The organism is Ectothiorhodosinus mongolicus, assembly GCF_022406875.1.
GTDB lineage: Bacteria > Pseudomonadota > Gammaproteobacteria > Ectothiorhodospirales > Ectothiorhodospiraceae > Ectothiorhodospira > Ectothiorhodospira mongolica.
In genome coordinates this window covers 431845-458542 of sequence record NZ_CP023018.1, presented here as the reverse complement: position 1 = coordinate 458542, position 26698 = coordinate 431845, and the positions used below count along the sequence as shown (strand labels likewise).

The window sequence follows — 26698 nt, the reverse complement described above, 5'->3', positions numbered from 1 at the left end:
GCTTTAGCCCCACTTTGGGCTTAACGCCGCACACAAAATTCATTGAATACGGAGCAAATCATGGGCAAAACAATTGGTATTGACTTAGGCACCACCAACTCCTGCGTAGCGATCATGGAGGGTGGTAAGGCCAAGGTGATTGAAAACTCAGAAGGAGGGCGTACCACGCCCTCGATTATCGCGTTTGCAGATGATGGTGAGGTGTTGGTGGGTCAATCCGCCAAGCGTCAGGCTGTCACTAACCCCGCTAATACCTTGTTTGCGGTGAAGCGGCTGATTGGTCGACGCTTCGAAGAGCCGGAAGTGCAAAAAGACATCAAGATGGTGCCCTATAAAATCGTCAAGGCGGACAATGGCGATGCCTGGGTAGAAGCGCAGGGCAAGAAAATGGCGCCGCCTGAGATTTCTGCGCGGGTCCTACAAAAAATGAAGAAGACGGCTGAAGACTATCTCGGTGAAACGATTACCGATGCAGTGATCACCGTGCCCGCTTACTTCAATGATTCCCAGCGTCAGGCCACCAAAGATGCCGGCCGCATTGCTGGCTTGGAAGTGAAGCGCATTATCAATGAGCCCACCGCAGCAGCTTTGGCCTATGGTTTGGACAAAAAGCCCGGGGACAGCAAAGTTGCGGTCTATGACCTGGGTGGTGGCACTTTTGATATTTCTATTATTGAGATCGCTGAAGTCGACGGCGAACATCAGTTCGAAGTGTTGGCCACTAACGGCGATACTTTCCTGGGTGGAGAGGACTTCGACCTGCGTTTGATTGATTATTTGGCCTCTGAATTCAAGAAAGAGCAGGGTATTGATCTGAAGGGTGACCCCTTGGCCATGCAGCGTCTCAAAGAGGCCGCAGAAAAAGCCAAGATCGAGTTGTCTTCCAGTCAGCAAACCGATGTCAATCTGCCCTATATCACTGCCGATGCCAGTGGTCCCAAGCATCTCAATCTCAAGGTGTCGCGTGCCAAATTGGAATCCTTGGTGGAAGATTTGATCAAGCGCACCATTGAGCCCTGCAAGACTGCACTCAAGGATGCTGGATTATCGGTTTCGCAGATCGACGATGTGATCTTGGTGGGTGGCCAGACGCGGATGCCTAAGGTAGGGGACGCGGTGAAAGACTATTTTGGCAAGGAGCCGCGCCGTGATGTGAATCCAGATGAGGCGGTTGCCGTAGGCGCCTCCATCCAAGGTGGTGTTTTGGGTGGCGATGTCAAAGATGTGTTGTTGTTGGACGTAACCCCTTTGTCTCTGGGAATAGAGACTTTAGGTGGCGTGATGACCAAGCTCATCGAGAAGAACACCACCATCCCGACCAAGGCCAATCAGGTGTTTTCAACGGCGGACGATAATCAGACAGCGGTGACGGTACATGTGCTGCAGGGCGAGCGCGATCAAGCCGCAGCCAACAAGTCGCTGGGTCGTTTTGATCTCAGTGATATCCCGCCGGCACCGCGTGGCATGCCGCAAATTGAGGTGACGTTTGATATCGATGCCAACGGCATTCTCAACGTGTCCGCTAAAGACAAAGCAACCGGCAAGGAACAGTCCATCATCATCAAGGCCTCCTCGGGTCTGGCGGATGACGAAATTGAGCGTATGGTGAAAGATGCCGAAGCTCATGCCGAGGAAGATAAGCGCTTCCAAGAATTGGTCAGCGTGCGTAACCAAGCCGACAACCTGATTCATGCCAGTGAAAAAACTCTAAAAGACATGGGTGAACAGGTCTCTGCTGAGGAGAAATCTTCGATTGAGACGGCTATTGCTGAGCTGCGCGAGGCGATGAATGGCGATGATAAGGAAAAGATCGAGACCAAGACGCAGCAGTTAGGCGAGGTCTCAGGTAAGCTTGCGGAGCGGATGTACGCGCAACAAGCAGAGGCGGCCCAAGGGGATGCCGAGGCGCAGGCGCAAGGGTCGGGTTCGGCAGACGATGTGGTCGATGCTGAGTTCGAGGAAGTCGACGACAAAAAGAAATGATTTGAATGGCCAAGCGTGATTATTACGACGTACTCGGGGTTGCGAAAAACGCCAGCGACGATGAACTGAAAAAAGCCTTTCGGCGTTTGGCAATGAAGTATCATCCGGACCGCAATCCGGATGATGAATCGGCCGAAGAGCGTTTTAAAGAAGCTCGCGAAGCCTATGAAGTGCTCTCCGATGCGCGCAAGCGATCGGCCTATGATCAGTTCGGTCATGCCGGGGTGGATGGTGGCCCCGGCGGTTCGGGCGGCCCGGGTGGTGGCAGCTTCCAAGATATTTTCGAAGATATTTTCGGCGATATCTTTGGTGGGGGCGGCGGTGGCGGCGGCCGCGGTGGCGGCAGCGCCGTTTATCGGGGTTCTGACCTGCAATACAACCTCGAGATGACCCTGGAAGAGGCGGTATTTGGCTCGGAGATGAAAATCCGCGTGCCCACCTTGGTCACCTGTGACAGCTGCGAGGGCAGCGGCGCAGCCCCGGGAACCAGTGTCGAGACCTGTGGTACTTGCGGCGGTGCCGGACGGGTGCGCATGCAACAGGGCTTTTTCTCAGTACAACAAACCTGTCCACGTTGCCGCGGGACGGGAAAAGTCATTCCCAAGCCCTGTCCCAAGTGTCGTGGTCAAGGTCGGGTGCAGGATCGGCGAACATTGAATGTACGGGTGCCTGCCGGGGTAGATTCGGGTGATCGAATCCGCTTAGCCGGAGAAGGGGAGGCCGGTATCAATGGCGGCCCGTCCGGAGATTTGTATGTGCAGGTGCAGGTTAAACCGCATCGAATCTTCACCCGCAAGGGCGTGGATTTGTATTGCGAAGTTCCAGTGAGTTTCGCTACCGCTGCTCTCGGCGGTGAGTTAGAAATCCCCACGCTCAAAGGCCGAGTTTCTTTAAAGGTTCCCGCGGAAACCCAAACGGGTCAGCCGTTTCGCTTACGCGGCAAAGGGGTGCGCTCGGTGCATGGGGGCGGAGAGGGTGATTTGATCTGCACAGTGCAGATTGAAACGCCGGTGAAGCTCACTCGCGAACAGAAACAGCTGTTGTCGCAGTTTGAAGCGAGCATGCAAGACGACGGTAAGAAACACAGCCCCCAGCATCACGGCTGGTTGGATGGGGTGCGTGGCTTTTTTGATGACCTAAAGTTCTGGAGAAAATCATGAATACCCAGCGGGTGGCGGTAGCCGGCGCCGGCGGTCGCATGGGCCGGACCCTAATCGAGGCGATCACTGCCCATCCGAACTTGCAGTTGAGTGCGGCCACAGAGGTCTCCGGCAGTTCGCTGCTGGGCGCCGATGCCGGTGAAATCGCGGGAGTAGGACGCCTGGACGTGGTGATTCAAGAATCGCTGATACCGCAGATCGAGGCCTTTGATGTGCTAATTGACTTCACTCGCCCCGAATCCTCGCTACAACACCTGGAAATCTGCCGCGCTGCAGGTAAAGCGGTGGTGATCGGTACAACGGGTTTTGATACGTTGCAAAAACAACAGATTGCTCAGGCCGGTGAGTCAATCGCCCTAGTTTTTGCCCCCAATATGAGTGTCGGAGTGAATTTGTGTCTGCAGCTGTTGGCTACAGCGGCAGAGGTATTGGGTGATGAAGTCGATATTGAAGTGATCGAGGCCCATCATCGCCACAAGGTCGACGCTCCCTCAGGAACGGCCTTGGCGATGGGTGAGGTTATTGCTAAGGCTTTGGGGCGTGATTTGCAGGAATGCGCGGTCTATGGTCGCCAGGGCATCACCGGTGAACGCTCGCGGCAAACTATCGGTTTTGAAACCATTCGTGCCGGGGATATCGTCGGTGACCATACGGTGTTGTTTGCAGCGGATGGCGAGCGTGTTGAAATTACCCACAAAGCCTCAAGTCGAATGACATTTGCTCGGGGTGCTGTGCGCGCAGCTGCCTGGCTAGAAAGCCAGCCTGCCGGAGTTTATGACATGCAGGATGTACTGGGTTTGGGCCGCTAGAAGTGTTTGCAACGCCCCATTTTTAAGCCTTGGCTCGCGTCATTTTGGTGCACCGCATCATTGGACAGACGAAGGCACGATCGGCTAAACTTACGTAAGTTTGCGTGCCGGAGGTCCAGTGAGTCACACACCAGCCGTTCTGGCTTTGGAAGATGGCAGTTTGTTTTACGGGCATGGTGTTGGGGCCTCAGGTCAAGCCGTCGGTGAGGTGGTTTTCAATACCGCTATGACTGGCTATCAGGAGATCCTTACCGACCCTTCCTATGCGCGTCAGTTGGTCACTCTGACTTATCCACACATCGGCAACACCGGTGTAAACCCCGAAGATGAAGAGTCCACCGGACCACAAGCTGCGGGTTTAATTGTGCGCCATGTGCCGCGCCGTTTGTCCTCATGGCGTTCCCAGCAAAGCCTTTCGGATTATTTAAAACACCATGGTGTCATCGCCATTGCGGGCATCGATACCCGTCGCTTGACGCGCTTGCTGCGCACCCAGGGTGCTCTCAATGGCTGCATCATGGTAGGTGATGTCGATGTCGACGCAGCTCTGGCTGCAGCGCGAGCCTTCCCAGGGATTAAGGGCATGGACTTAGCGCAAACCGTGACTACCCAAACCGCATATCCTTGGTCGGAAGGCACTTGGGAGCTGGGTCAAGGCCATCAGCCTGGTCCTGCCAATCCAGCATTTCATGTGGTGGCATTCGACTTCGGGGTGAAGCGCAACATGCTGCGTATGTTGGTGGACCGGGGTTGTCAGATCACGGTTGTGCCGGCCCAGACAACGGCCGAAGAAGTGCTCAAACTTGGCCCAGATGGAGTGCTCTTATCCAATGGTCCTGGAGATCCAGAGCCCTGCGATTATGCCATTGAGGCCACGCGTAAGATCTTGAGTAAAAATATTCCGGTGTTTGGTATTTGCTTGGGGAATCAGCTGCTGGGTTTGGCCGCGGGAGCCAAGACCATGAAAATGAAGTTTGGGCATCATGGCGCCAATCATCCGGTGCAAGATTTGGTCACCGGTCAAGTCATGATCTCCAGCCAGAATCACGGTTTTGCTATTGATGACTCTACTTTGCCCAAGAACGTGACGGCCTCTCATCGCTCCCTGTTTGATGGCACGCTGCAGGGTATTTCGCTCAGCGATCACCCTGCCATCAGCTTTCAAGGCCATCCGGAAGCCAGCCCAGGGCCACATGATGTCAGTCCTCAATTCGATCGCTTCATCGAGATGATGCGCGCCCGGCAGTCTGCTTAAATCACCACTGGTTTGTTTTTATGCCCAAAAGAACTGATTTAAAGAGCATCCTCATCCTGGGCGCCGGGCCGATTGTGATCGGTCAGGCCTGCGAATTTGATTATTCGGGGGCTCAGGCGTGCAAGGCGCTGCGCGAGGAAGGCTACCGCGTCATCTTGGTGAACTCTAATCCAGCGACCATTATGACCGACCCAGAGATGGCCGATGCGGTGTATATCGAGCCGGTGGAATGGAAGACCATAGCGCGGATCATCGCCCGTGAAAAACCGGATGCCGTGCTGCCCACTATGGGTGGGCAAACAGCTTTGAATTGCGCGCTGGATTTAGCTCGTCATGGGGTTTTGACCGAGCATGGGGTCGAACTGATTGGTGCCAGCGAAGACGCGATTGACATGGCCGAGGATCGAGAACGCTTCCGTCAGGCTATGGATGAGATCGGTTTGGCATCGCCCAAGGCCTTTATGGTCAATGCCTGGGAAGAAGCTCAGCGGGTGCAGCCAGAAATTGGCTACCCGATCATCGTTCGTCCCTCATTCACGATGGGCGGCAGTGGTGGTGGCATCGCTTACAACCGTGAGGAATATGAAGAGATTGTTAAGCGCGGCTTGGATCTTTCGCCAGTGAATGAGGTGCAGGTTGAAGAGTCGGTGCTGGGCTGGAAGGAATATGAGATGGAAGTGGTGCGTGATCGCGCGGATAACTGCATCATTATTTGCTCGATCGAAAACCTGGATCCCATGGGAGTGCACACGGGTGATTCCATCACCGTCGCCCCTGCACAGACCCTGACGGATAAGGAATATCAAATCATGCGCAATGCCTCGATCGCGGTGTTGCGCAAGATTGGTGTGGATACCGGTGGCTCCAACGTGCAGTTCGCAGTGAATCCCGACGATGGGCGCTTGGTGGTGATCGAAATGAATCCCCGGGTGTCGCGTTCCTCGGCGTTGGCCTCAAAGGCCACCGGCTTTCCTATCGCCAAAGTGGCCGCCAAGTTGGCGGTGGGATATACCCTGGATGAACTGCGCAATGAGATCACCGGTGGGGTGACCCCTGCGTCTTTCGAGCCGTCTATTGATTACGTGGTTACCAAGATTCCACGCTTCACTTTCGAGAAGTTTCCCAGTGCGCAGGCACGGCTTACCACCCAGATGAAATCGGTGGGTGAGGCTATGGCCATTGGCCGCAGCTTCCAAGAATCTTTCCAAAAAGCTCTGCGCAGTTTGGAAACCGGTTCTGATGGCCTCGATGAGATTTTGGATCTGAGTGATGAGGATGCCGACAGCACGCTACGTAGTCGGCTGGTCGACCCCGGTCCAGAAAGGGTTTGGTATGTGGGTGATGCTTTTCGCCGCGGTTACAGTGTCGAGAAACTGTTTGAGCTAACCGCGATCGATCCTTGGTTTTTGGATCAAATCGGCGAGCTGATCGAAATTGAGCGGGACCTGCGTGGCAAAAATCTTCGTGACTTGGACGCTGAGCACTTGTTTGTCTTAAAACAGTCCGGCTTTTCTGATCGGCGCTTGGCGCGTCTTTTGGATGAAACCGAGCGCAGCGTTCGTGAGTACCGTCACAGTCTGAATGTGCATCCTGTTTATAAGCGCGTGGATTCCTGTGCGGCTGAGTTTGCCTCGACTACGGCCTATATGTATTCCACCTATGAGGAGGAATGTGAAGCCGAGCCCAGCCAGCGCAATAAAATTATGGTCCTGGGCGGAGGTCCTAATCGCATCGGTCAGGGCATTGAATTTGATTATTGTTGTGTCCATGCCGCCTTAGCGATGCGCGAAGATGGTCATGAGACCATCATGGTCAACTGTAATCCAGAGACTGTCTCCACAGATTACGATACTTCCGATCGCCTATATTTTGAGCCATTGACCTTGGAAGATGTGCTGGAGATCGTGCACAAAGAACAACCCGCGGGGTTAATTATTCAGTTTGGCGGTCAGACGCCCTTGAAGCTAGCTCGCGATCTTGAGGCTGCTGGTGCGCCGGTGATCGGCACGACGCCAGACTGTATTGACCTGGCCGAGGATCGCGAGCGCTTCCAGCAGCTGATTGATCAGCTGGGCTTGGTGCAGCCCCCCAACCGGACGGCGCGCAGTGCTGAAGAAGCCGTGGGCCATGCTGAGGCCATCGGTTACCCCGTGGTGGTACGTCCGTCCTATGTCTTGGGTGGCCGAGCCATGGAGATTGTCTATAACGAGACTGACCTGCGCCGCTATATGCGTGATGCGGTGAAAGTCTCTAATGACGCGCCGGTGCTTTTAGATCGCTTCTTGGATGATGCAGTGGAGGTCGATGTTGACGCCATTTGTGACGGTCAGGAGGTGATTATCGGCGGCATCATGCAGCATATCGAACAAGCCGGAGTGCACTCGGGGGACTCTGCTTGCTCGTTGCCGCCGTACAGCATTAGCTCAGCCCTGCAGGATGAAATTGCCGAGCAGGTGCGCAAAATGGCCTTGGGGCTGAACGTTATTGGTTTGATGAATACGCAGTTTGCTATTCAGGGCGAGAAGATTTTTGTGCTGGAGGTGAACCCACGGGCCTCTCGTACCGTACCGTTTGTGTCTAAGGCCATTGGCATGCCGCTAGCGAAGATTGCCGCCCGGTGTATGGCCGGCGTGTCGCTCAAACAACAAGGGGTCACCCGTGTGATCCGCCCCGAGTATTTCTCGGTCAAAGAGGCGGTGTTCCCATTCATCAAGTTCCCGGGTGTGGACCCAATTCTCGGCCCAGAAATGAAATCCACTGGGGAAGTGATGGGTGTGGGTCGCAGCTTTGCGGAGGCTTTTGCGAAAAGCCAGTTGGGTGCGGGTATTACTCTGCCCTTGGCAGGTAAGGCCTTCATTAGCGTCAAAGACACCGATAAGGCAGGTGTCTTGGCCTTGGCCCGTGACTTACAGCGACGCGGCTTTGGTTTGATTGCTACCGATGGTACGGCCAAGGCGCTGGAAGCCGATGGCATAGCCTGCCAGCGCATTAATAAGGTCACCGAAGGTCGTCCGCATATCGTCGATATGATTAAAAACGGTGAGATCAGCTTTATCATCAACACCACAGAAGGCAGACAAGCGATTGCTGATTCCTTTACTATCCGCCGAGAAGCCCTGCAGCAGAAAATTACCTACACGACGACGCTGGCGGGCGCACAAGCAACGGTTCAGGCGCTCGACTATATTGATAGTGAGTCGGTTTATTGCCTACAGGAATTGCATCGGGAGAATCAGGCATGAGTAAAACGCCACTCACTCAACGGGGTGCTAACCTTCTCAAGGCCGAGTTGCAGCGCCTGAAAGGTGAGGATCGTCCACGGGTGATCGCCGCCATCTCTGAGGCGCGTGCTCATGGAGACCTCAAAGAAAATGCTGAATACCACGCCGCTCGCGAACAGCAAGGTTTTATCGAGGGCCGGATAAAAGAAATTGAGGCCAAGCTGTCGAACGCCCAGATTATTGATGTGACGACCTTAAATGCCGGGGGCAAGGTGGTGTTTGGCGCCACGGTCGATTTGCTGGACCTGGATACCGATGTCGAAGTCACCTATCAAATCGTTGGTGATGATGAGGCGGATATCAAAGCCGGACGTATTTCTGTGAATTCTCCCATCGCGCGTGCCCTGATTGGCAAAATCGAAGGTGATGAAGCACGCTTTTCCGCACCTGCTGGCGAGAAACAATATGAAGTGCTGGCTGTGCGTTATGTCTAGCATGTCTGGCTAGGTTATGGCGCGTAGTAAGAGCAGCAGTCGCTGGCTCAAGGAACACTTTAACGATAGCTTTGTGCAGCGCGCCCAGCGAGAGGGTTGGCGCTCCCGGGCCGTCTTTAAGCTGGCGCAAATTCAGGAGCGTGATCGGCTTTTAAAACCCGGCATGCGGGTTGTAGATTTGGGCGCAGCACCCGGTGGCTGGAGTGAGTATGCGCTGCAACAAGTTGGGCGAAAAGGTCGGGTTATCGCTTCGGATATCTTAGAGATGCCCGCCATTGAGGGTGTGGATTTTATTCAGGGTGATTTTCGTGAGGATGCGGTGTTAGCAGCCATCCTTGCGGCCTTAGGAGATGAGGGAGCGGATCTTGTGATTTCAGATATGGCCCCCAACTTCTCTGGAGTGGAGGCGGTTGATCAAGCACGGGCCATGGATTTGGCGGAGTTGGCGCAGGATCTGGCCGGCCGCTGTTTGAAACCCGGCGGCGATTTTCTGGTCAAACTGTTTCATGGAGTCGGCTTTGATGAATTTATCCGGAAATTACGGCAGTCCTACGACAAGGTAGTGATCCGTAAGCCCGATGCCTCCCGAGCGCGTTCGCGTGAGGTCTATGCATTGGCTCGAGGCTTTAAACTGGTGTAATGTCCAAGCAAGGCGTTAGGACAAGAGACAATCTGGGGAAAGACATTGAACGAATTGGTTAAAAATCTGATTATCTGGGCTGTGATCGCCATCGTCTTGATGTCGGTGTTCAATAATTTCACGCCTACCCAGCCTCAACCGCAATCTTGGTCCTATTCTGAATTTATTTCGGAAGTTAAAGGTGGCCGCATTGACAGCGTGCAAATTGAAGATCGCACCATTCAAGGGCGCACCATTAATGGAGAGTTCTTCAGCACTCAAGCGCCCAATGATCCCGGTCTGATCGGCGACTTGTTGGCCAGTAACGTCGAAATCCGTGTCGATCAGCCGGCGCAGCGTTCCTTAATTACCGAGATCTTGATCAGCTGGTTCCCCTTCCTGCTGCTGATTGGTGTGTGGATTTACTTCATGCGTCAGATGCAGGGTGGTGCGGGCGGCCGTGGTGCCATGTCGTTTGGTAAGAGCCGTGCGCGCATGATGAGCGAAGATCAGGTCAAGGTGACCTTTAATGATGTCGCCGGTTGTGACGAGGCCAAAGAAGAAGTCTCTGAGCTGGTGGATTTTTTGCGTGATCCCAGTAAATTTCAAAAGCTCGGCGGGACCATTCCGCGCGGTGTGCTGATGGTTGGCTCCCCGGGTACGGGTAAAACCTTATTGGCCAAAGCCATTGCGGGCGAAGCCAAAGTGCCATTCTTTAGCATCTCTGGCTCGGATTTCGTGGAAATGTTTGTCGGTGTGGGCGCCTCACGGGTACGCGATATGTTTGAAACCGCCAAGAAACACGCCCCCTGCATTATCTTTATCGACGAAATCGATGCGGTGGGGCGTCAGCGTGGCGCCGGCATGGGCGGTGGCCATGATGAGCGTGAACAAACGCTCAATCAGCTGTTGGTGGAAATGGATGGCTTTGAAGGCAGTGAAGGCATTATCGTCATCGCCGCTACTAACCGCCCAGATGTTTTAGATCCGGCGCTGCTGCGTCCAGGTCGTTTTGACCGCCAGGTAGTCGTGCCGTTGCCGGATGTGCGCGGTCGGGAGCAGATTCTTAAGGTGCATATGCGCAAAGTGCCGGTGCATGAAAATGTGCGCCCGGATTTGATCGCACGCGGTACGCCGGGTTTTTCTGGCGCCGACTTGGCCAACTTGGTCAATGAGGCCGCCCTGTTTGCTGCCCGCTCGGATAAAAAGCTGGTGGGTATGTCGGACTTTGAGCGCGCCAAAGACAAGATCATGATGGGTGCAGAGCGCAAATCGATGGTGATGAGCGATGATGAGAAAAAGCTCACCGCTTATCATGAAGCCGGACATGCCATCGTCGGGCGCTTGGTGCCTGAGCACGATCCGGTCTACAAAGTCAGCATTATTCCCCGAGGCCGGGCTCTGGGCGTCACCATGTTCTTGCCTGATGAAGATCGCTACAGCCACAGCAAAACTCGTTTGGAAAGTCAGATCTGCTCGTTGTTTGGCGGCCGCATTGCTGAGGAAATTATCTTTGGCGCCGACAAAGTCACCACCGGGGCCTCTAGCGATATCGAGAGGGCTACAACGATTGCCCGTAACATGGTCACCAAATGGGGCCTCTCCGATCGGCTCGGGCCACTGGCTTATGGCGAAGACGAGGGGGAGGTGTTCCTCGGCCGTTCAGTGACCCAGCATAAGCAGATGTCGGATGAAACGGCGCACGCCATCGATGAAGAGATCCGTCGCGTCATCGATACAAGTTATGATCGTGCCAAGGAAATTCTCGAAGCCAATATGGACAAGTTGCACGTTATGTCCGATGCCTTGCTGAAATATGAAACCATCGATGTCGATCAAATCAATGACATCATGGAAGGTCGCGAGCCGCGCGATCCTGAGGGTTGGGGCAGTGGTGGTGAGCCGCCGGCGCCGCGTCCCTCATCGCCCAAGGGCGACGATACCAAGGGCGTGATCGGAGGTCCGGCTAGCCAGACCTAGGGCTCGCATGCGGTTTGGACGTTTCGATCTGGATTTAAGCACCCCCAGAATCATGGGGGTGCTTAATGTAACGCCGGATTCTTTTTCTGATGGTGGCCAATACCTTGACCCTGAGCTTGCGCTAGATCGTGCTTGGGAGATGGTCGAGCAGGGCGCAGACTTTATCGACATCGGTGGTGAATCCACTCGCCCAGGCGCAGCTGATGTGGCCTTGGAGGAGGAGCTGCGCCGGGTAGTGCCGCTGCTCAAGTCGCTAGTACCGGCTCTGCCGGTGCCTGTCTCGATTGATACCAGTAAACCCGAAGTCATGCGCGCTGCCTGTGATTTGGGGGTGGCCCTGATTAATGATGTGCGGGCTTTGCGGGCGCCCGGTGCACTGCAAGTCGCGGCCTCTGGAGAGGTTGCTGTGTGTTTGATGCACATGCAGGGAGAGCCACGACAGATGCAGGAAAACCCCTGTTATACCGATGTGGTGAGTGAAGTTCGGGATTTCCTATACGAGCGGCTGCAGGCTTGTGAAGCCGCTGGCATTGCGCGTGAGCGGGTGATGTTGGACCCCGGTTTTGGTTTTGGTAAGACGCTAGAGCACAATTTGGCCTTATTGCGGCATCTGGCAGATTTGCTGATCGAGGGCAGGCCACTGCTGATTGGTGTGTCTCGTAAATCCATGATTGCTAAACTACTGGGCGATGAGCGATCACCCGCGCGCCGCATCATGGGGAGTGTCGCGGCGGCGTTATGGGCGGTGCAACAGGGAGCGCAAGTCGTGCGGGTTCATGATGTACAAGAAACCCGCGATGCGTTACAAATACTAAAGGCGGTAAAGGCATGAGTCAGCAACGTCAATATTTCGGTACCGATGGTATTCGTGGTCGTGTGGGTCGCGCGCCAATGACGCCCGATTTCGCTTTACACCTGGGCTGGGCAGCCGGTCGCGTCTTGGCGCCGCAAGGCGATGCTATGGTGCTGATCGGTAAAGACACGCGCGTCTCGGGTTATATGTTTGAATCGGCGCTGGAAGCAGGTCTATCTGCGGCGGGGGTAGATATCCGTCTTTTGGGACCCATGCCGACACCTGCGATTGCCTATTTGACGCGTACCTTTCGCGCTGCTGCGGGTATTGTTATCAGCGCCTCACACAATCCTTTTGCCGACAATGGCTTTAAGTTTTTCTCGACCTCGGGGAATAAGCTTCCGGACGCGGTTGAACAGGCGATCGAGGCACAACTGCAAAAGCCTCTGCGCACCGTAGACTCGAGCGCATTAGGTAAAGTCGAACGCGTGGTGGATGCTGCCGGACGCTATATCGAATTTTGTAAAAGTACGATATCTACCGGCATTGACCTGCATGGCATGCGTATCGTCGTCGATTGCGCCCATGGCGCCACGTATGCTGTGGCTCCGCCGGTATTCGAAGAGTTGGGCGCCGAGGTCATTGCGGTGGGGGTTGAGCCGGATGGCTTCAATATCAACGAAGGCTGTGGTGCTTTGCACCCGGACCAGTTGGGAGCCATTGTGCGCGCCGAAAAAGCCGACCTGGGTATTGCCCTTGACGGCGATGGGGATCGACTGATTATGGTCGATCACCGTGGCAACATCGTGGATGGTGACCAAATCCTTGGCATCATCGCTTTAGAACGCCACCGCACGGGAATGCTGCAAGGCGGGGTGGTGGGTACGCAAATGAGTAACCTGGGTCTGGAGCAGGCGCTGCAGTCGGCTGGAATTGCCTTTGAGCGCGCCGCTGTTGGCGATCGTTACGTTCTTGAGGCACTGCAGGCGCGGGGCTGGTCTGTCGGGGGTGAGTCCTCGGGACATTTATTGTGTTTGGATCGCAGCAGCACGGGTGATGGCATCATCGCTGCCTTGCAGGTCTTGGAAATTATCTTCACGACCGGACGCTCGCTGGCCGATTTGTCGGGATGCATGGAGAAGTATCCGCAGCGCATGGTGAACGTGCCCATCGAAGCGAGCACACCTGCCAGCAAAATTCTCACCAGTGAGCCTGTGGCTAGAGCGCTGAATACCGCACACGCTAGGCTGGCAGACAAAGGTCGCGTTCTCCTGCGGCCTTCCGGTACCGAACCCTTAGTACGGGTGATGGTGGAGGGGCAAAATGAGGCCTTGGTTAATGAGGTGGTGGATGACCTGGCCGATGCTGTGCGCAGCGCAGCAGAGGCGCTGGTGAATTGATTTACCCGCGCGTGGCAGGTAGGATGGCGCGCTTTGTCTTAGCTTGTTTTGGTGGAGCGATCTAATGCGCCAGGCGTTGGTGGCGGGAAACTGGAAAATGCACGGCGGTCTCAAGGCGAATGCCGTCTTGATGCAAGAACTGGTGGATGGCGTTGCTGCGCTAGACCGGGTGGACGTATCTGTGTGCCCGCCCTTTGTTTATGTGCCACAGGTAAGCCAATGTTCGGGTGATAAGATCGCCTTGGGTGCGCAAAATCTGGCCACTGAAGTCAGCGGCGCCTTCACCGGGGAAGTCTCTGGTGAGATGCTCAAGGAATTGGGTTGTGCTTATGTGATTGTCGGTCACTCTGAGCGCCGCACGTTGTATGGTGAAGATGATGATTGCGTTGCGGTGAAGTTTGCGCGTGCGCTGGATGCCGGACTCAAGCCGATTCTGTGTGTCGGCGAATCCTTGGAGCAGCGCGAGAGCGGGGTCACCGAAGCGGTGATTAGCCAACAACTCGATGCGGTTTTAGAGCGCAGTGACATCAGTGCTTTTGCGCAAGCAGTGATTGCGTACGAACCGGTTTGGGCCATTGGTACCGGCCGTACGGCGAGTCCCGAGCAAGCCCAAGCGGTGCACGCCCATATTCGTCAGCGTCTGGCAAAGCATGACGCCAAGATTGCCGCACAGATACAAATTCTTTACGGCGGCAGCGTCAAGCCTGATAATGCCGCCGAACTCTTTCAGCAGGCCGATATTGATGGTGGGTTGATTGGTGGTGCTTCTCTTAAGGCCGCTGATTTTCTTGCGATTTGCCGTGCGGCGCAGCAAGCAGGTTAAACATGCTCTACAGTATTTTATTGGGTGTACAGGTGCTGTTGGCCATCGGTCTGGTCACCCTGATTTTATTGCAGCATGGCAAAGGTGCGGATGCGGGTGCTGCCTTTGGCAGTGGCGCCTCAGCCACCGTGTTTGGGGCAAGGGGCTCTGGCAACGCCTTGAGTCGGGCAACCGCGCTAACTGCGACTGGATTTTTCTTGAATAGCTTGGCTTTGGCTTTTTTGGTGGCCAACCGACCGGAAGCGCCCAGCGTCGTGGATCTAATTGATACGGCGCCGGTGATGATTGAAGAAGTGTTTGAAGTGCCTGAAAGTGATGTGCCCCCCGGCTCGCAAGGAGCCGGCGACGTTCCCAACTAAGGGGGCGATTGTTTGACCGCGTAGCAGATGTGGTGGAATTGGTAGACACGCCGTCTTGAGGGGGCGGTGGCGCAAGCCGTGTCGGTTCGAGTCCGACCATCTGCACCAACTTGACAGTCTGAAAGGCCCTGACCTAGACTCGGACTCGTCTGATCTGCATTAAAATTTGCTTATAGACGAACAATAATAAGAATCCCAGCGGGGCCGACCCGCTGCATGCAGGATCATCATTCTCTGCCGGAAAAGGCTAGCTTAGGAGGAGTAGTGATGCTTGAAGGCTATTTGCCTGTGCTGGTTTTCCTGGTGGTCGGCGCCTTGGTCGGGGCGATCCCACTCGCTTTGGGCATGTTGGTGGCTCCACATAAGCCAAATGCCGAAAAAGGCTCCGCTTATGAGTGCGGCTTCGAGGCCTTTGAAGATTCACGCATCAAGTTCGATATACGCTTTTATCTAGTCGCCATCCTGTTCATTATTTTCGACCTGGAAATTGCTTTCCTGTTTCCCTGGGCGGTCGCTTTAGACAGCATTGGTCTTTTTGGCCTGTTGTCCATGGCGCTGTTTCTCGGCATTCTTGTCATTGGCTTCATCTATGAATGGAAGAAAGGTGCTCTGGAATGGGAATAGAAGGCGTTCTGGAAAAAGGCTTTGTTACCACCTCAGCGGATAAGCTCATTAATTGGGCGCGCACAGGGTCATTGTGGCCAATGACCTTTGGTCTGGCCTGCTGTGCCATTGAGATGATGCATGTGGGCGCCTCTCGCTACGATCAGGATCGCTTGGGGGTGATGTTCCGCCCCAGCCCGCGACAATCCGATGTGATGATTGTGGCGGGTACCTTGGTGAACAAGATGGCACCCGCATTACGCAAGGTCTATGACCAGATGCCCGAGCCGCGCTGGGTGATTTCTATGGGCTCCTGCGCTAATGGTGGCGGGTATTACCACTATTCCTACGCGGTGGTGCGTGGCTGTGATCGCATCGTGCCCGTGGATATTTATGTGCCGGGCTGTCCGCCAACCGCAGAAGCTTTGCTGTATGGGATTTTGCAGTTACAGAATAAAATTCGTCGTACCAACACCATCGCCCGCTAACTCCAAAAAGGTTCTGGATAGACAGCATGAGTGACGCTCTCGACAATTTGGCTGCCTGCTTGCAAACCAAGCTGGGGGAACAGTTAAAAAGCCTGAAGCGCTCTGTGGGAGAGCTGACGATCGAGGTCGCTGCCGATGATTTGTTGGCTGTGGCCACCCAGCTACGCGATGACCCCGAGTTGGGCTTTGAAATGCTCATCGATTTGTGCGGCGTCGACTACATGGCCTATGGGGCAGATGAGTGGGCTACGGAGTCGACCACCGGTGAAGGCTTTGGCCGCGGTGTTGAGCCTAGTACTTTCGGACGCTTCAGTTATGACGATATGGACGCGGCAAAAAGCTGGGAGGGATCTCGCTTTGCCATGGTCTGCCACTTGCTATCGATCGCGCACAATCAACGCTTGCGGCTGCGCAGTTTCTGTGTGGACGACGACATGCCGAGCATGCCATCCCTAGTCGATATTTGGAGTTCGGCCAGCTGGTTTGAACGCGAGGCTTTCGACCTGTACGGCATTATTTTTGAGGGCCACCCGGATTTGCGCCGCATTCTCACGGATTACGGTTTTGTTGGCCATCCCTTTCGCAAAGATTTCCCGCTGATCGGTCATGTGGAAATGCGCTACGACGATGAGCAGCAGCGCGTCATCTATCAGCCGGTGACCATAGAGCCGCGCGTTCTCGTGCCCCGAGTTATTCGCGAGGATCATCGCTATTTGGGTGATGTGCCGGCCGAGGCGCTGACCAAGGGAGCGTCAGATCGTGCCTGAGATCCGTAATTACACGCTGAATTTCGGTCCGCAACATCCCGCAGCGCATGGGGTTTTGCGCTTGGTCTTGGAGCTAGACGGTGAGACCGTGGAACGCGCCGATCCGCATATTGGCCTGTTGCACCGCGCCACAGAAAAGCTCGCCGAGAGTAAGCCATATAACCAAAGCATTGGTTACATGGACCGCCTCGATTACATGTCAATGATGTGTAATGAGCACGGTTATGTGATGGCAATCGAACGCTTGTTGCAGCTGGAAGTGCCGCTGCGGGCGCAGTACATCCGCGTGATGTATGACGAAATCACGCGCATTTTGAATCATTTGCTGTGGCTGGGTACGCACGCTTTAGATGTCGGCGCGATGACCATGTTCCTCTACTGCTTCCGTGAGCGTGAGGATTTGGTCGATTGCTATGAGGCGGTCAGTGGCGCGCGCATGCATGCCAGTTACTATCGCCCCGGCGGCGTGCATCGTGATCTGCCGGAGAAAATGCCCCAGTACCAGCCCTCTCGGTGGAAGAATGAGGCCGAAGTAGCGCGCCTCAATGAAGATCGTCAGGGTTCGCTGCTAGACTTCATCGAAGCCTTCACGGATCGCTTCCCCGGTCGTGTTGATGAATATGAAACTTTGCTGACCGAGAACCGAATCTGGCGGCAACGCACCGTGGGTATCGGCGTAGTTGGTCCGGAGCGGGCGATGCAACTGGGCTTTACCGGCCCCATGCTGCGCGGCTCGGGCATCGCGTGGGATTTGCGCAAGAAGCAGCCCTACGAAGTCTATGATCGGTTGGATTTTGATATTCCGGTGGGTACCAACGGTGATAGCTATGATCGGTATTTGGTGCGTATCGAGGAGATGCGTCAGTCCAACCGCATCATTCGCCAGTGTATCGAGTGGTTGCGTGCCAATCCTGGTCCGGTGCACGTTAGCGATTACAAAGTGATGCCCCCTTTGCGTGAAGAGATGAAGGCCGACATGGAAGCTTTGATTCATCATTTCAAACTGTTTACCGAAGGCTATTGTGTGCCTGAGGGCGAGGCCTATGCCGCGGTTGAGCATCCCAAGGGTGAGTTCGGGGTGTATTTGATTTCCGATGGCGCGAATAAGCCCTACCGGGTCAAGGTTCGTCCGCCGGGCTACGTGCATTTGTCGGCGTTGGATGAAATGTCACGCGGCCACATGCTCGCCGATGTTGTCACCCTCATCGGTAGCCTAGATATTGTTTTCGGGGAGATTGATCGCTGATGGTGCAGCAAACCGGCCAACGTAAAGCAGATCGGCTCAGCGCTCACGTGCGTGCTGAGATTGATGACTGGCTGTCACGTTATCCCGATGATCAGCGCCAGTCCGCTGTACTCGGTGCACTCAGCGCGGTGCAGCATGAAGAGGGTTATCTGAGTACCGAAATGATGGATGCCGTGGCTGACTACATCGGCATGCCGGAGATTGCGGTTTATGAAGTGGGTAGCTTTTATTCGATGTTCGAGCTCAAGCCAGTGGGGCGGCATACGATTGCTGTGTGCGATAACATCTCATGCATGTTGCGCGGTGGTGACAGCATTCTTGAGTATGTGGAGAAGAAGCTTGGCATCAGCGTTGGCGAATCCACGGCCGACGGCAAGTTCTACTTAAAAAAGGAAGAGGAGTGTCTCGCGGCCTGTTGTGGTGCGCCGATGATGCAGGTCAATCACGTTTACTATGAGCATCTCACGCCCGAAAAGGTGGACGAGATTCTCGATGAACTGGAGTAGCTGAGATGAGCAACCAGATCTGTTTCCTCACGCGTGAATTCGATCAGCCCTGGACTCTTGAGAGCTATCTGAAAGTGGGTGGCTATCAGGCATGGGAGCGCATTCTGAAAGACAAGGTGGCGCCTGAGGACGTGATTCAAGAGGTGAAAACCGCGAATCTGCGTGGCCGCGGCGGTGCAGGTTTCCCGGCCGGAGTGAAATGGAGTTTTATGCCGCGCAATGCCCCAGGGCAAAAATACCTAGTGTGCAATTCGGATGAATCCGAGCCTGGGACCTGCAAGGACCGCGATATTCTTCGCTTTAACCCCCACGCATTGGTGGAGGGAATGGCCATTGCCGCCTATTCTATGGGCGCCACTGTGGGCTACAACTATATGCGCGGCGAGTTCATGGACGAGCCCTATCAGCGCTTTTGTCAGGCAGTGTGTGAGGCCTACGACAAGGGTTGGCTGGGCAAAGACATTCTCGGTTCTGGGGTGGATTTTGACTTGCATCCCACTTTGGGGGCCGGTGCTTACATTTGCGGTGAAGAGACGGCGCTGCTGGAGTCCTTGGAAGGCAAGAAAGGGCAGCCGCGTTTCAAGCCGCCGTTTCCTGCGAGTTTTGGGCTTTACGGTCGGCCAACAACCATCAATAACACCGAGACCCTCGCTTCTGTGCCAGTGATTTTGCGTCAGGGCGGTCAGTGGTTTGCTGATCTTGGGGTACAGGGCTCAGGCGGCGAAAAATTGTTCTCGGTCTCTGGTCATGTCGAGCGGCCCGGCAATTTTGAGGTGCCTTTGGGTACCCCATTTAAAGATTTGCTGGCCATGGCTGGCGGCGTCTGGCAAGGGCGTGAACTCAAAGCCGTCATTCCCGGTGGGTCATCCGTCCCGGTCGTGCCTGGTGATGTCATGTTGGGCCTGAATATGGACTACGACAGCATCTCCAAAGGCGGTTCGATGCTGGGCTCCGGCGCGGTCATCGTCATGGACGAGACCACGGATATGGTGAAAGCTTTGCAGCGCATTTCGCGTTTTTATTTCGCCGAGTCTTGTGGCCAATGCACGCCTTGTCGGGAAGGTACGGGTTGGTTGTATCGGGTGTTAACCCGTATTGTCGAAGGTCGCGGTCGTCCCGAGGATTTGGAGCGACTCGACGAAGTGGCTGCCAAAATCGAGGGCCGTACTATTTGCGCTTTAGGTGATGCAGCGGCGATGCCCGTGCGCAGTTTCGTGAAGCATTTTCGGCATGAGTTTCAATATTACATTGAGCATGGTCGCAGCGCCGTGGCGGCTGCGGCATGAGTCGGGTGATGGGCTGGGAATGATGCAATGAGTGAAGATCTGGTCAGCTTCGAGGTCAATGGAATTCCGCTGCAAGCGCCGCGGGGTAGCATGTTGATCCGTGCCACTGACGCGGCCGGCATTCGTATCCCGCGCTTTTGTTATCACGACAAGCTGAGTGTGGCGGCGAATTGCCGCATGTGTTTGGTGGAAGTCGAGAATGCGCCTAAGCCTATGCCGGCTTGTGCTTTGCCGGTGGCTGAGGGCATGAAAGTCTATACGCAATCGCCCAAAGCTGTATCTGGGCAGAAAGCAACCATGGAATTTCTGCTCATTAACCACCCGCTGGATTGCCCGATTTGTGATCAGGGCGGGGAATGTGAACTGCAGGATGTTGCCATGGGCTATGGCGAGGATGTCTCGCGCTATAGCGAAGCCAAGCGGGTGGTCAAGGATAAAGACATTGGTCCTTTAATCTCCACTGAGATGACCCGTTGCATCCACTGCACGCGTTGTGTGCGCTTTGGCGAGGAGGTTGCCGGTATGCGCGAGCTGGGCGCCACCGGCCGCGGCGAGAATATGGAAATTGGTACTTTTATTGCCAAATCCGTGGTATCAGAGCTATCGGGTAATGTCATCGACTTGTGCCCGGTGGGCGCTCTAACCGCTAAGCCGTCGCGTTTCACCTACCGCTCTTGGGAGTTGATGCAGCATGCCACCGTGGCACCGCACGATGGTGTGGGTGCCAATATCTTCCTGCACAGTTATAACAAGAACATTATGCGTGTCGTGCCGCGCCACAATGAAGCCGTTAATGAGACTTGGATTGCCGACCGAGATCGTTTCAGTTACACCGCTTTGGGCGCGGCGGACCGTCTGACTCGACCCATGATTCGCGACAATGGTCAGTGGCTGGAGACTGATTGGCAAACCGCCTTGACGCGTGTGGTGGAACGCCTTCGCGGCTGTGCGCCCGAGCAGGTGGGCGCGCTGCTCTCACCCAGTTCGACACTGGAGGAGTTTTATCTGGCACAGTCTTGGCTGCGTGGTTTGGGCATCCAGCAAATCGATCATCGCCTGCGGCAAACGGATTTTTCGGATCAACATCTGGCACCGCTGTTCCCTTGGCTGGGTGCCAGTATTGAATCGGTGGAGCGCGCCGGCAGCTGTCTGTTGATCGGTTCGAATATCCGTAAGGATCAGCCTATGCTGGCACACCGGTTGCGCAAAGCCGCATTGGCAGGCGCGGTGGTGATGAGTTTGGATGTGCGCGATTATGACTTCCATTTCCCGCTGGCGGGCCAGAGTTTGAATACGCCTCAGGGCATGCTGCAGCGTCTGGCGTCATTGGTGAAGGCTGCTTTGGGTCGCAAAAAAGCCCCAGAGCAGCTTGCCGGTCTGTTGACAGACGCCAAGGCGGACGCCGAAGCCAAAGCCTGGGTGGCGCATCTCAAGAAACAGACTCCTGCGCATATTTTCTTGGGCGTACAGGCCCATACCCAAGCGCATTTTGCGGAATTGCGGGCTTTGGCAGCGCTGCTGGCGGAACTCACCGGGGCACAGCTGGGGTATTTGCCCGAAGGCGGCAATGCAGCGGGTGCTTGGTTGGCTGGCGCCATCCCGCATCGCTTTGCTGCGGGAGTCGAGAACAAAAAGCCAGGCAGCACACCCGATCAATGGCTGCGACCGGGGCTGCAAGCCTGTTTTCTGTTCAACGTGGAGCCGCATCTGGATTATGCCAATGCACCTGCGGCTGTCGCTGCTCTTAAAGACGCATTCGTGGTTGCTGCGAGTACCTTTGCTGATGATGAGCTCAAAGCTGTGGCCGATGTGTTGCTGCCCATCGCCAGTTTCGCGGAAACCGGTGGCACTTATGTGAATTTAGAGGGGCGTTGGCAGTCGGTGAAAGGCGCTGTGCCGCCACCCGGTGAAGCGCGTCCAGGCTGGAAGGTGTTCCGCGTACTGGGCAATATGAGCGGCCTTAAGGACTTTGAGCAGGTCTCGGTCGAACAAGTGCGCGATACAATCAAAGCAGAGTTGGCTGCTGCTGGCATTGATGGCTTCGATAATGCGTTGAATTTTGATGCGGTGCAGCCGCGCGAGATTGATTCCCATGCGGGTCTTCAGCAGGTGTCGGCGGTGGGTATGTATGCCGTGGATGGCTTGCTGCGCCGCGCTGGACCTTTGCAGCATACCGAAGAGACGGTCGGCAATCGGTCGCTGCGAATGCACCCGGATGATGCTAAACCCTTGGGCCTAGAAGCAGGGCAGACGGTTCAGCTGGAACGTGACGGTCAGAGCGTGCAACTACCGGTGAGTCTTGACCCCGGGATGGCGCTTGGCTGTATTTGGGTACCGGTGGGTATCAGACAAACTGCTGCGTTGGGTGGGCTGTGTGGTCCGCTGACGGTGAGCAAGGTCTAGGGGGCGACATGCAAGAAAGTCTTCTGGCATTTTGGGACGGCCTGCCCTTGATCATGCAAATCATGACCAAGATAACCCTGATCGTCGGTCCTTTGATGTTGGCCGTGGCTTATACGACCTTGGCTGAGCGAAAGGTCATTGGCTATATGCAGGTGCGCATCGGCCCGAATCGAGTCGGTCCCCGCGGTTTATTGCAGCCGATTGCTGATGGTCTGAAGCTGTTACTCAAAGAAGTTACCATCCCCACCAATGCCAATCGCTACTTATTCTTGATTGCTCCGGTTTTGGCGATCGCTCCAGCCTTGGCTGCTTGGGCTGTGGTGCCATTTGATGACGGCATGGTGCTGGCGGATATCAACGCTGGTCTTCTGTATCTGCTGGCTGTCACCTCCATGGGCGTCTACGGCATTATCATTGCCGGTTGGGCCTCCAATAGCCGCTATGCTTTGCTGGGTTCGATGCGTTCCGCTGCGCAAATCATTTCGTATGAAATCGCTATGGGCTTTGCCTTGGTGGGCGTGATTATGGCTTCAGGCAGCCTTAATCTGGGGCAAATTGTCGCCGCCCAAGAAGGCAGTGTGTATCACTGGTTCTTGTTGCCGCTGTTCCCCTTGTTCTTGGTGTATTTCATCTCTGGGCTGGCTGAGACCAATCGCGCACCCTTTGACGTGGCCGAAGGCGAGTCGGAAATTGTTGCTGGCTTCCATGTTGAATACTCGGGTATGGCCTTCGCCGTGTTTTTCTTGGCGGAATACGCCAACATGATTTTGATCTCGGCTTTGACGGCGTTGCTGTTCCTGGGCGGTTGGTTGTCCCCTTTCCAAGGTATTTTGCCGCAGGCCATGTTTGATATCCCTCTGTTGGGTGCTTTCCTCGACAGTGGTATCCACTGGTTTTTGATCAAGACCGTGTTCTTCTTATTCTGTTTCCTTTGGTTTCGCGCCACATTCCCACGTTATCGCTATGACCACATCATGCGACTGGGTTGGAAGGTGCTGATCCCTATCACCATTGTCTGGCTGTTTGTTGAGGGTGTGATGGTTGCCTTCAATATTGGGCCCTGGTTTGCATAGGGGACGCTTATGACTCAGATGTTTCGCCAATTTTTTAAGACCTTTTTGCTCTATGAGCTATTGCTGGGCATGAGGTTGACGGGCAAGTATTTCTTCGCGCGCAAGATTACTATTCAGTATCCCGATGAAAACACGCCCATCTCGCCGCGTTTTCGTGGCTTGCATGCCCTGCGCCGTTACCCCAATGGGGAGGAACGCTGTATCGCTTGTAAGCTGTGCGAAGCGGTGTGTCCAGCGCTGGCCATTACCATCGAATCGGAACAGCGTGCTGATGGTACGCGGCGCACCACGCGTTATGACATTGACCTGTTTAAGTGTATTTTTTGTGGCTTTTGTGAGGAAGCCTGTCCTGTGGACTCTATCGTTGAGACCCATATCCAGCATTATCATTTTGAAAATCGGGGTGAGCAGATAATGACCAAACAAAAACTGCTGGCCATCGGTGATGAGTACGAAGCGCAAATCGCCGCAGATCGTGCTGCCGATGCACCCTACCGCTAGAAGGTGAGGCAAGAATAAAAATGGGCTTTGAGGGGGTTTTGTTTTATTTCTTTTCGGCGGTGCTGGTGACCGCGGCGGTGGCTGTGATCACGCTGCGCAATCCCGTGCATGCTGCCCTATTCCTGGTGGTGGCTTTTGTCGCGATGGCAGCGCACTGGATCATGCTGGAGGCCGAATTTTTAGGTATTTTGCTGGTGCTGGTCTATGTCGGCGCGGTGATGGTGTTGTTTTTGTTTGTGGTGATGATGCTGGACATCAATATCTCGCGTTTGCGCGAGGGATTTGTCACCTTGCTGCCCATCGGATTGGTGGTGGCGGTGGGGATGATGCTGGTTATGGCCAAAGTTGTCGGCTCCTCGGCTTTCCAAGTCGCATCTCCCGAGCGGGCGGCAGCGGATTACAGCAACACCAGAGCCTTGGGTGAGCTGTTGTACACCGAATATGTGTTGGCCTTTGAGGTAGCTGCCGTGATTCTGCTGGTGGCTATTATCGCCGCCATTGTGCTGACTCTGCGGCGTCGGCCTGACACGAAATATGTGGATCCTAGTGAGCAGGTCAAGGTGCGGCGAGAGGACCGAGTGCGTCTGGTAAAAATGCAGGCTGAGAAAAAGCAGGATCGCTCATGATTACCTTGGCCCATTATCTGGTACTCAGTGCCATCTTGTTTGCCCTGAGTGTGACCGGGATTTTTCTCAATCGGAAAAATCTCATCATCCTGTTGATGTGTATTGAGTTGATGCTGCTGTCCGTCAACCTCAACTTCATTGCCTTCTCTTATTTCCTCGGTGATCTCACCGGGCAAATATTTGTGTTCTTTATCCTCACGGTGGCGGCGGCGGAGGCTGCGATCGGCTTGGCGATTTTGGTGCTGGTATTCCGTAACCGACAAACCATCAACGTCCGTGATCTGGATGAGATGAGGGGCTAGGGATATGGACGGCTTTTACATCGTGATTGTCCTGGCGCCGCTGTTGGGTGCGATTGTTGCTGGCTTGTTCGGTAAAGCGGTGGGTCGCGAGGGCGCTCATATCGTCACCATTACCGGGGTGACGATCTCCTTTCTCTTATCGGTGATTGTTTTCTGGGAGCACGCGATACGCGGCGCTGAGGTCTATAACGAAACCGTTTACACCTGGTTGGTCAGCGACGGGATTCGCTTTGAGATCGGCTTTTTGGTGGATAACCTCACGGCGATGATGATGCTGGTGGTGACCTTTGTGTCCCTGATGGTGCACATCTACACCATTGGCTATATGCGCGATGATCCCGGTTATCAGCGCTTCTTTGCGCTGATCTCACTGTTCACCTTCGCCATGCTCACCTTGGTGATGGCCAATAACTTCCTGCAATTGTTCTTCGGCTGGGAAGCGGTGGGTCTGGTGTCCTACCTCCTGATCGGCTTTTGGTACAAACGGCCCACGGCGATTTACGCCAATATGAAGGCCTTTATCGTCAACCGCATCGGTGACTTTGCCTTTGTTTTGGGGATTGGCGCCATCGTCTTCCATGCCGCCAGCCTCGACTACATGGACGTATTCGCCAGCGCCGAAACCATGTCGAGCGCAACCATTAGCATCTTGCCGGGTATGGAGTGGTCACTGCTAACCGTAGCCTGCATCCTCTTGTTCATCGGCGCCATGGCCAAGTCCGCGCAAGTGCCTTTGCACGTTTGGTTGCCCGATTCTATGGAGGGTCCGACCCCAATTTCGGCATTAATCCATGCCGCGACCATGGTGACAGCTGGGATTTTTATGGTGGCACGCATGTCGCCGTTGTATGAGTTCTCGACGGTGGCGCTGAGCTTTATTCTGGTGATCGGCGCAATCACCGCCTTTTTCATGGGGCTCTTGGGCTTGGTGCAAAACGATATCAAGCGCGTGGTCGCCTACTCCACTTTGTCACAGTTGGGTTATATGACGGTGGCGTTGGGTGCCTCGGCATATGCCGCGGGGCTGTTCCATCTGATGACGCACGCGTTCTTCAAAGCCTTACTGTTCTTGGCCGCGGGTTCGGTGATCATGGCTATGCACCACAATCAAGATATTCGTCAGATGGGCGGGCTGCGTAAGTACATGCCCATTACCTATGCCACGGCATTAATCGGTTCGCTCGCGCTGATTGGTATTCCCGGTTTTTCCGGTTTCTTTTCCAAAGACGGCATTATCGAAGCGGTCGCTTACTCCACGACGCCTGGAGCCGGTATGGCCTATATCCTGATTCTCGCCGGGGTGTTTGTGACCGCGCTGTATAGCTTTCGCATGTTCTTTATGGTGTTTCACGGTCCCGAGAACTTCCGACATGTAGAACACCACGGCCATGGTCATGGCCATGAAGATGAATCGCATCATGAGGCTGGTGGTGATCCTAAAGAGTCACCGTGGGTGGTCACGGTGCCACTGATTCTGTTGGCTATCCCCTCTGTTCTGGCTGGTTATTTTGTTGGTCCGCTGCTGTTTGGTGATTTCTTTGATGGCGTTTTGTACGTCGACGAAAGCCGTGATGTGCTGGCTCGTTTGGGCGCCAGTTATGACGGCATTTGGGGCTTTATTGTGCATGGCATGATGATGCCGCCATTCTGGTTGGCGCTTGCCGGTGTTGCTACGGCTTGGTACGTGTTTATGCAACGCCCGGAACTGGCAGACCAAGTGCGCAACAAGTTCCCGCGCGTGTATCAAGCGATGCTGCGCAGCTACGGCTTTGATGAGTTCAATGACCGCGTGTTCGCCGCCGGTAGTCGCCGTCTTGGCAATTGGTTATGGCGGTTTGGCGATACTCTGATCATTGATCGGATCTTAGTGAACGGCACTGCCCGCAGTGTGGGCTGGATTTCCAGTCGCCTGCGTTTTTCTCAAACCGGTTATCTCTACCACTATGCCTTCACCATGATTGTGGGGCTGCTGGTATTGATTGTTTATTTTGTTCGTTAGTG

General features: G+C 54.9%; 24 protein-coding genes and 1 tRNA gene. All 25 read left to right on the top strand.

The window, feature by feature from the left end; translation table 11 throughout:
* Positions 1 to 60: 60 nt before the first annotated feature.
* Positions 61 to 1983 carry a molecular chaperone DnaK gene (gene dnaK / locus CKX93_RS01765; RefSeq protein ID WP_076754692.1) on the top strand — a complete coding sequence of 641 codons (1923 nt, stop codon included), beginning with the start codon at positions 61 to 63 and terminating at the stop codon, positions 1981 to 1983.
* Positions 1984 to 1988: 5 nt separating this feature from the next.
* Positions 1989 to 3143, top strand: a complete 1155-nt coding sequence (gene dnaJ, locus CKX93_RS01760; protein WP_076754691.1) for a molecular chaperone DnaJ — start codon at positions 1989 to 1991, stop codon at positions 3141 to 3143.
* Positions 3140 to 3952 (top strand): 4-hydroxy-tetrahydrodipicolinate reductase, encoded by an 813-nt coding sequence (gene dapB, locus CKX93_RS01755; RefSeq protein WP_076754689.1) that lies wholly within the window; start codon positions 3140 to 3142, stop codon positions 3950 to 3952. The genes dnaJ and dapB overlap by 4 nt, the downstream gene beginning before the upstream one ends.
* A 118-nt stretch (positions 3953 to 4070) precedes the next feature.
* A complete protein-coding gene (gene carA, locus CKX93_RS01750) occupies positions 4071 to 5207 on the top strand; it encodes a glutamine-hydrolyzing carbamoyl-phosphate synthase small subunit (protein WP_076754687.1) in 1137 nt (378 codons plus the stop codon).
* A gap of 20 nt (positions 5208 to 5227) precedes the next feature.
* Complete coding sequence (gene carB, locus CKX93_RS01745; RefSeq protein WP_076754686.1) at positions 5228 to 8449, top strand: carbamoyl-phosphate synthase large subunit; 3222 nt, start codon at positions 5228 to 5230, stop codon at positions 8447 to 8449.
* Positions 8446 to 8922: a transcription elongation factor GreA gene (greA, locus tag CKX93_RS01740; RefSeq protein ID WP_076754684.1), complete on the top strand. Its 477-nt coding sequence runs from the start codon at positions 8446 to 8448 to the stop codon at positions 8920 to 8922. The genes carB and greA overlap by 4 nt, the downstream gene beginning before the upstream one ends.
* A gap of 16 nt (positions 8923 to 8938) precedes the next feature.
* Complete coding sequence (rlmE, locus tag CKX93_RS01735) at positions 8939 to 9562, top strand: 23S rRNA (uridine(2552)-2'-O)-methyltransferase RlmE (protein WP_076754682.1); 624 nt, start codon at positions 8939 to 8941, stop codon at positions 9560 to 9562.
* A 45-nt stretch (positions 9563 to 9607) separates the two neighbouring features.
* The gene (ftsH, locus tag CKX93_RS01730; protein WP_076754680.1) at positions 9608 to 11521 is read left to right on the top strand and encodes an ATP-dependent zinc metalloprotease FtsH; all 1914 of its coding nucleotides are present in this window, start codon (positions 9608 to 9610) and stop codon (positions 11519 to 11521) included.
* Positions 11522 to 11528: 7 nt separating this feature from the next.
* Positions 11529 to 12353 carry a dihydropteroate synthase gene (folP, locus tag CKX93_RS01725; protein WP_076754678.1) on the top strand — a complete coding sequence of 275 codons (825 nt, stop codon included), beginning with the start codon at positions 11529 to 11531 and terminating at the stop codon, positions 12351 to 12353.
* A complete protein-coding gene (gene glmM, locus CKX93_RS01720) occupies positions 12350 to 13714 on the top strand; it encodes a phosphoglucosamine mutase (RefSeq protein WP_076754677.1) in 1365 nt (454 codons plus the stop codon). Before folP ends, glmM begins: the two co-directional genes overlap by 4 nt.
* Positions 13715 to 13778: 64 nt before the next feature.
* Complete coding sequence (gene tpiA / locus CKX93_RS01715) at positions 13779 to 14537, top strand: triose-phosphate isomerase (RefSeq protein WP_076754675.1); 759 nt, start codon at positions 13779 to 13781, stop codon at positions 14535 to 14537.
* A gap of 2 nt (positions 14538 to 14539) precedes the next feature.
* Positions 14540 to 14896, top strand: coding sequence for a preprotein translocase subunit SecG (gene secG, locus CKX93_RS01710; RefSeq protein WP_076754673.1), 357 nt, complete (start codon positions 14540 to 14542; stop codon positions 14894 to 14896).
* 23 nt (positions 14897 to 14919) lie between these two features.
* Positions 14920 to 15004 (top strand) — tRNA-Leu (locus tag CKX93_RS01705).
* Between the two features lie 159 nt (positions 15005 to 15163).
* Positions 15164 to 15520 (top strand): NADH-quinone oxidoreductase subunit A, encoded by a 357-nt coding sequence (locus CKX93_RS01700; protein ID WP_076754671.1) that lies wholly within the window; start codon positions 15164 to 15166, stop codon positions 15518 to 15520.
* The gene (locus tag CKX93_RS01695; protein WP_076754669.1) at positions 15511 to 15987 is read left to right on the top strand and encodes a NuoB/complex I 20 kDa subunit family protein; all 477 of its coding nucleotides are present in this window, start codon (positions 15511 to 15513) and stop codon (positions 15985 to 15987) included. The genes CKX93_RS01700 and CKX93_RS01695 overlap by 10 nt, the downstream gene beginning before the upstream one ends.
* Positions 15988 to 16013: 26 nt before the next feature.
* Positions 16014 to 16754 (top strand): NADH-quinone oxidoreductase subunit C, encoded by a 741-nt coding sequence (locus tag CKX93_RS01690; protein WP_076754667.1) that lies wholly within the window; start codon positions 16014 to 16016, stop codon positions 16752 to 16754.
* A complete protein-coding gene (locus CKX93_RS01685; protein ID WP_076754664.1) occupies positions 16747 to 18000 on the top strand; it encodes an NADH-quinone oxidoreductase subunit D in 1254 nt (417 codons plus the stop codon). Before CKX93_RS01690 ends, CKX93_RS01685 begins: the two co-directional genes overlap by 8 nt.
* On the top strand, positions 18000 to 18506 hold the full coding sequence (locus CKX93_RS01680) for an NADH-quinone oxidoreductase subunit NuoE family protein (RefSeq protein WP_076754662.1): 507 nt from the start codon (positions 18000 to 18002) through the stop codon (positions 18504 to 18506). The genes CKX93_RS01685 and CKX93_RS01680 overlap by 1 nt, the downstream gene beginning before the upstream one ends.
* A gap of 5 nt (positions 18507 to 18511) precedes the next feature.
* Positions 18512 to 19792, top strand: coding sequence for an NADH-quinone oxidoreductase subunit NuoF (gene nuoF, locus CKX93_RS01675; RefSeq protein ID WP_076754660.1), 1281 nt, complete (start codon positions 18512 to 18514; stop codon positions 19790 to 19792).
* A gap of 27 nt (positions 19793 to 19819) precedes the next feature.
* Positions 19820 to 22195 (top strand): NADH-quinone oxidoreductase subunit NuoG, encoded by a 2376-nt coding sequence (gene nuoG / locus CKX93_RS01670; RefSeq protein WP_076754658.1) that lies wholly within the window; start codon positions 19820 to 19822, stop codon positions 22193 to 22195.
* Positions 22196 to 22203: 8 nt separating this feature from the next.
* Complete coding sequence (nuoH, locus tag CKX93_RS01665; RefSeq protein WP_076754656.1) at positions 22204 to 23268, top strand: NADH-quinone oxidoreductase subunit NuoH; 1065 nt, start codon at positions 22204 to 22206, stop codon at positions 23266 to 23268.
* Positions 23269 to 23277: 9 nt separating this feature from the next.
* The gene (nuoI, locus tag CKX93_RS01660; RefSeq protein WP_200799802.1) at positions 23278 to 23769 is read left to right on the top strand and encodes an NADH-quinone oxidoreductase subunit NuoI; all 492 of its coding nucleotides are present in this window, start codon (positions 23278 to 23280) and stop codon (positions 23767 to 23769) included.
* A 20-nt stretch (positions 23770 to 23789) separates the two neighbouring features.
* Positions 23790 to 24395 carry an NADH-quinone oxidoreductase subunit J gene (locus CKX93_RS01655; RefSeq protein WP_076754654.1) on the top strand — a complete coding sequence of 202 codons (606 nt, stop codon included), beginning with the start codon at positions 23790 to 23792 and terminating at the stop codon, positions 24393 to 24395.
* Positions 24392 to 24697 (top strand): NADH-quinone oxidoreductase subunit NuoK, encoded by a 306-nt coding sequence (nuoK, locus tag CKX93_RS01650; RefSeq protein ID WP_076754652.1) that lies wholly within the window; start codon positions 24392 to 24394, stop codon positions 24695 to 24697. The genes CKX93_RS01655 and nuoK overlap by 4 nt, the downstream gene beginning before the upstream one ends.
* A gap of 4 nt (positions 24698 to 24701) precedes the next feature.
* Positions 24702 to 26696, top strand: coding sequence for an NADH-quinone oxidoreductase subunit L (gene nuoL / locus CKX93_RS01645; RefSeq protein WP_076754650.1), 1995 nt, complete (start codon positions 24702 to 24704; stop codon positions 26694 to 26696).
* Positions 26697 to 26698: the final 2 nt, after the last annotated feature.

Coding starts and splice junctions, on each gene's coding strand:
- nuoK (WP_076754652.1), top strand. CDS start 24,392: ATGATTACCTTGGCCCATTATCTGGTACTCAGTGCCATCTTGTTTGCC.
- CKX93_RS01680 (WP_076754662.1), top strand. CDS start 18,000: ATGGTGCAGCAAACCGGCCAACGTAAAGCAGATCGGCTCAGCGCTCAC.
- nuoG (WP_076754658.1), top strand. CDS start 19,820: ATGAGTGAAGATCTGGTCAGCTTCGAGGTCAATGGAATTCCGCTGCAA.
- greA (WP_076754684.1), top strand. CDS start 8,446: ATGAGTAAAACGCCACTCACTCAACGGGGTGCTAACCTTCTCAAGGCC.
- secG (WP_076754673.1), top strand. CDS start 14,540: ATGCTCTACAGTATTTTATTGGGTGTACAGGTGCTGTTGGCCATCGGT.
- folP (WP_076754678.1), top strand. CDS start 11,529: ATGCGGTTTGGACGTTTCGATCTGGATTTAAGCACCCCCAGAATCATG.
- carB (WP_076754686.1), top strand. CDS start 5,228: ATGCCCAAAAGAACTGATTTAAAGAGCATCCTCATCCTGGGCGCCGGG.
- nuoH (WP_076754656.1), top strand. CDS start 22,204: ATGCAAGAAAGTCTTCTGGCATTTTGGGACGGCCTGCCCTTGATCATG.
- dapB (WP_076754689.1), top strand. CDS start 3,140: ATGAATACCCAGCGGGTGGCGGTAGCCGGCGCCGGCGGTCGCATGGGC.
- tpiA (WP_076754675.1), top strand. CDS start 13,779: ATGCGCCAGGCGTTGGTGGCGGGAAACTGGAAAATGCACGGCGGTCTC.
- nuoF (WP_076754660.1), top strand. CDS start 18,512: ATGAGCAACCAGATCTGTTTCCTCACGCGTGAATTCGATCAGCCCTGG.
- glmM (WP_076754677.1), top strand. CDS start 12,350: ATGAGTCAGCAACGTCAATATTTCGGTACCGATGGTATTCGTGGTCGT.
- CKX93_RS01655 (WP_076754654.1), top strand. CDS start 23,790: ATGGGCTTTGAGGGGGTTTTGTTTTATTTCTTTTCGGCGGTGCTGGTG.
- CKX93_RS01690 (WP_076754667.1), top strand. CDS start 16,014: ATGAGTGACGCTCTCGACAATTTGGCTGCCTGCTTGCAAACCAAGCTG.
- nuoI (WP_200799802.1), top strand. CDS start 23,278: ATGACTCAGATGTTTCGCCAATTTTTTAAGACCTTTTTGCTCTATGAG.
- CKX93_RS01700 (WP_076754671.1), top strand. CDS start 15,164: ATGCTTGAAGGCTATTTGCCTGTGCTGGTTTTCCTGGTGGTCGGCGCC.
- dnaK (WP_076754692.1), top strand. CDS start 61: ATGGGCAAAACAATTGGTATTGACTTAGGCACCACCAACTCCTGCGTA.
- CKX93_RS01695 (WP_076754669.1), top strand. CDS start 15,511: ATGGGAATAGAAGGCGTTCTGGAAAAAGGCTTTGTTACCACCTCAGCG.
- dnaJ (WP_076754691.1), top strand. CDS start 1,989: ATGGCCAAGCGTGATTATTACGACGTACTCGGGGTTGCGAAAAACGCC.
- nuoL (WP_076754650.1), top strand. CDS start 24,702: ATGGACGGCTTTTACATCGTGATTGTCCTGGCGCCGCTGTTGGGTGCG.
- rlmE (WP_076754682.1), top strand. CDS start 8,939: ATGGCGCGTAGTAAGAGCAGCAGTCGCTGGCTCAAGGAACACTTTAAC.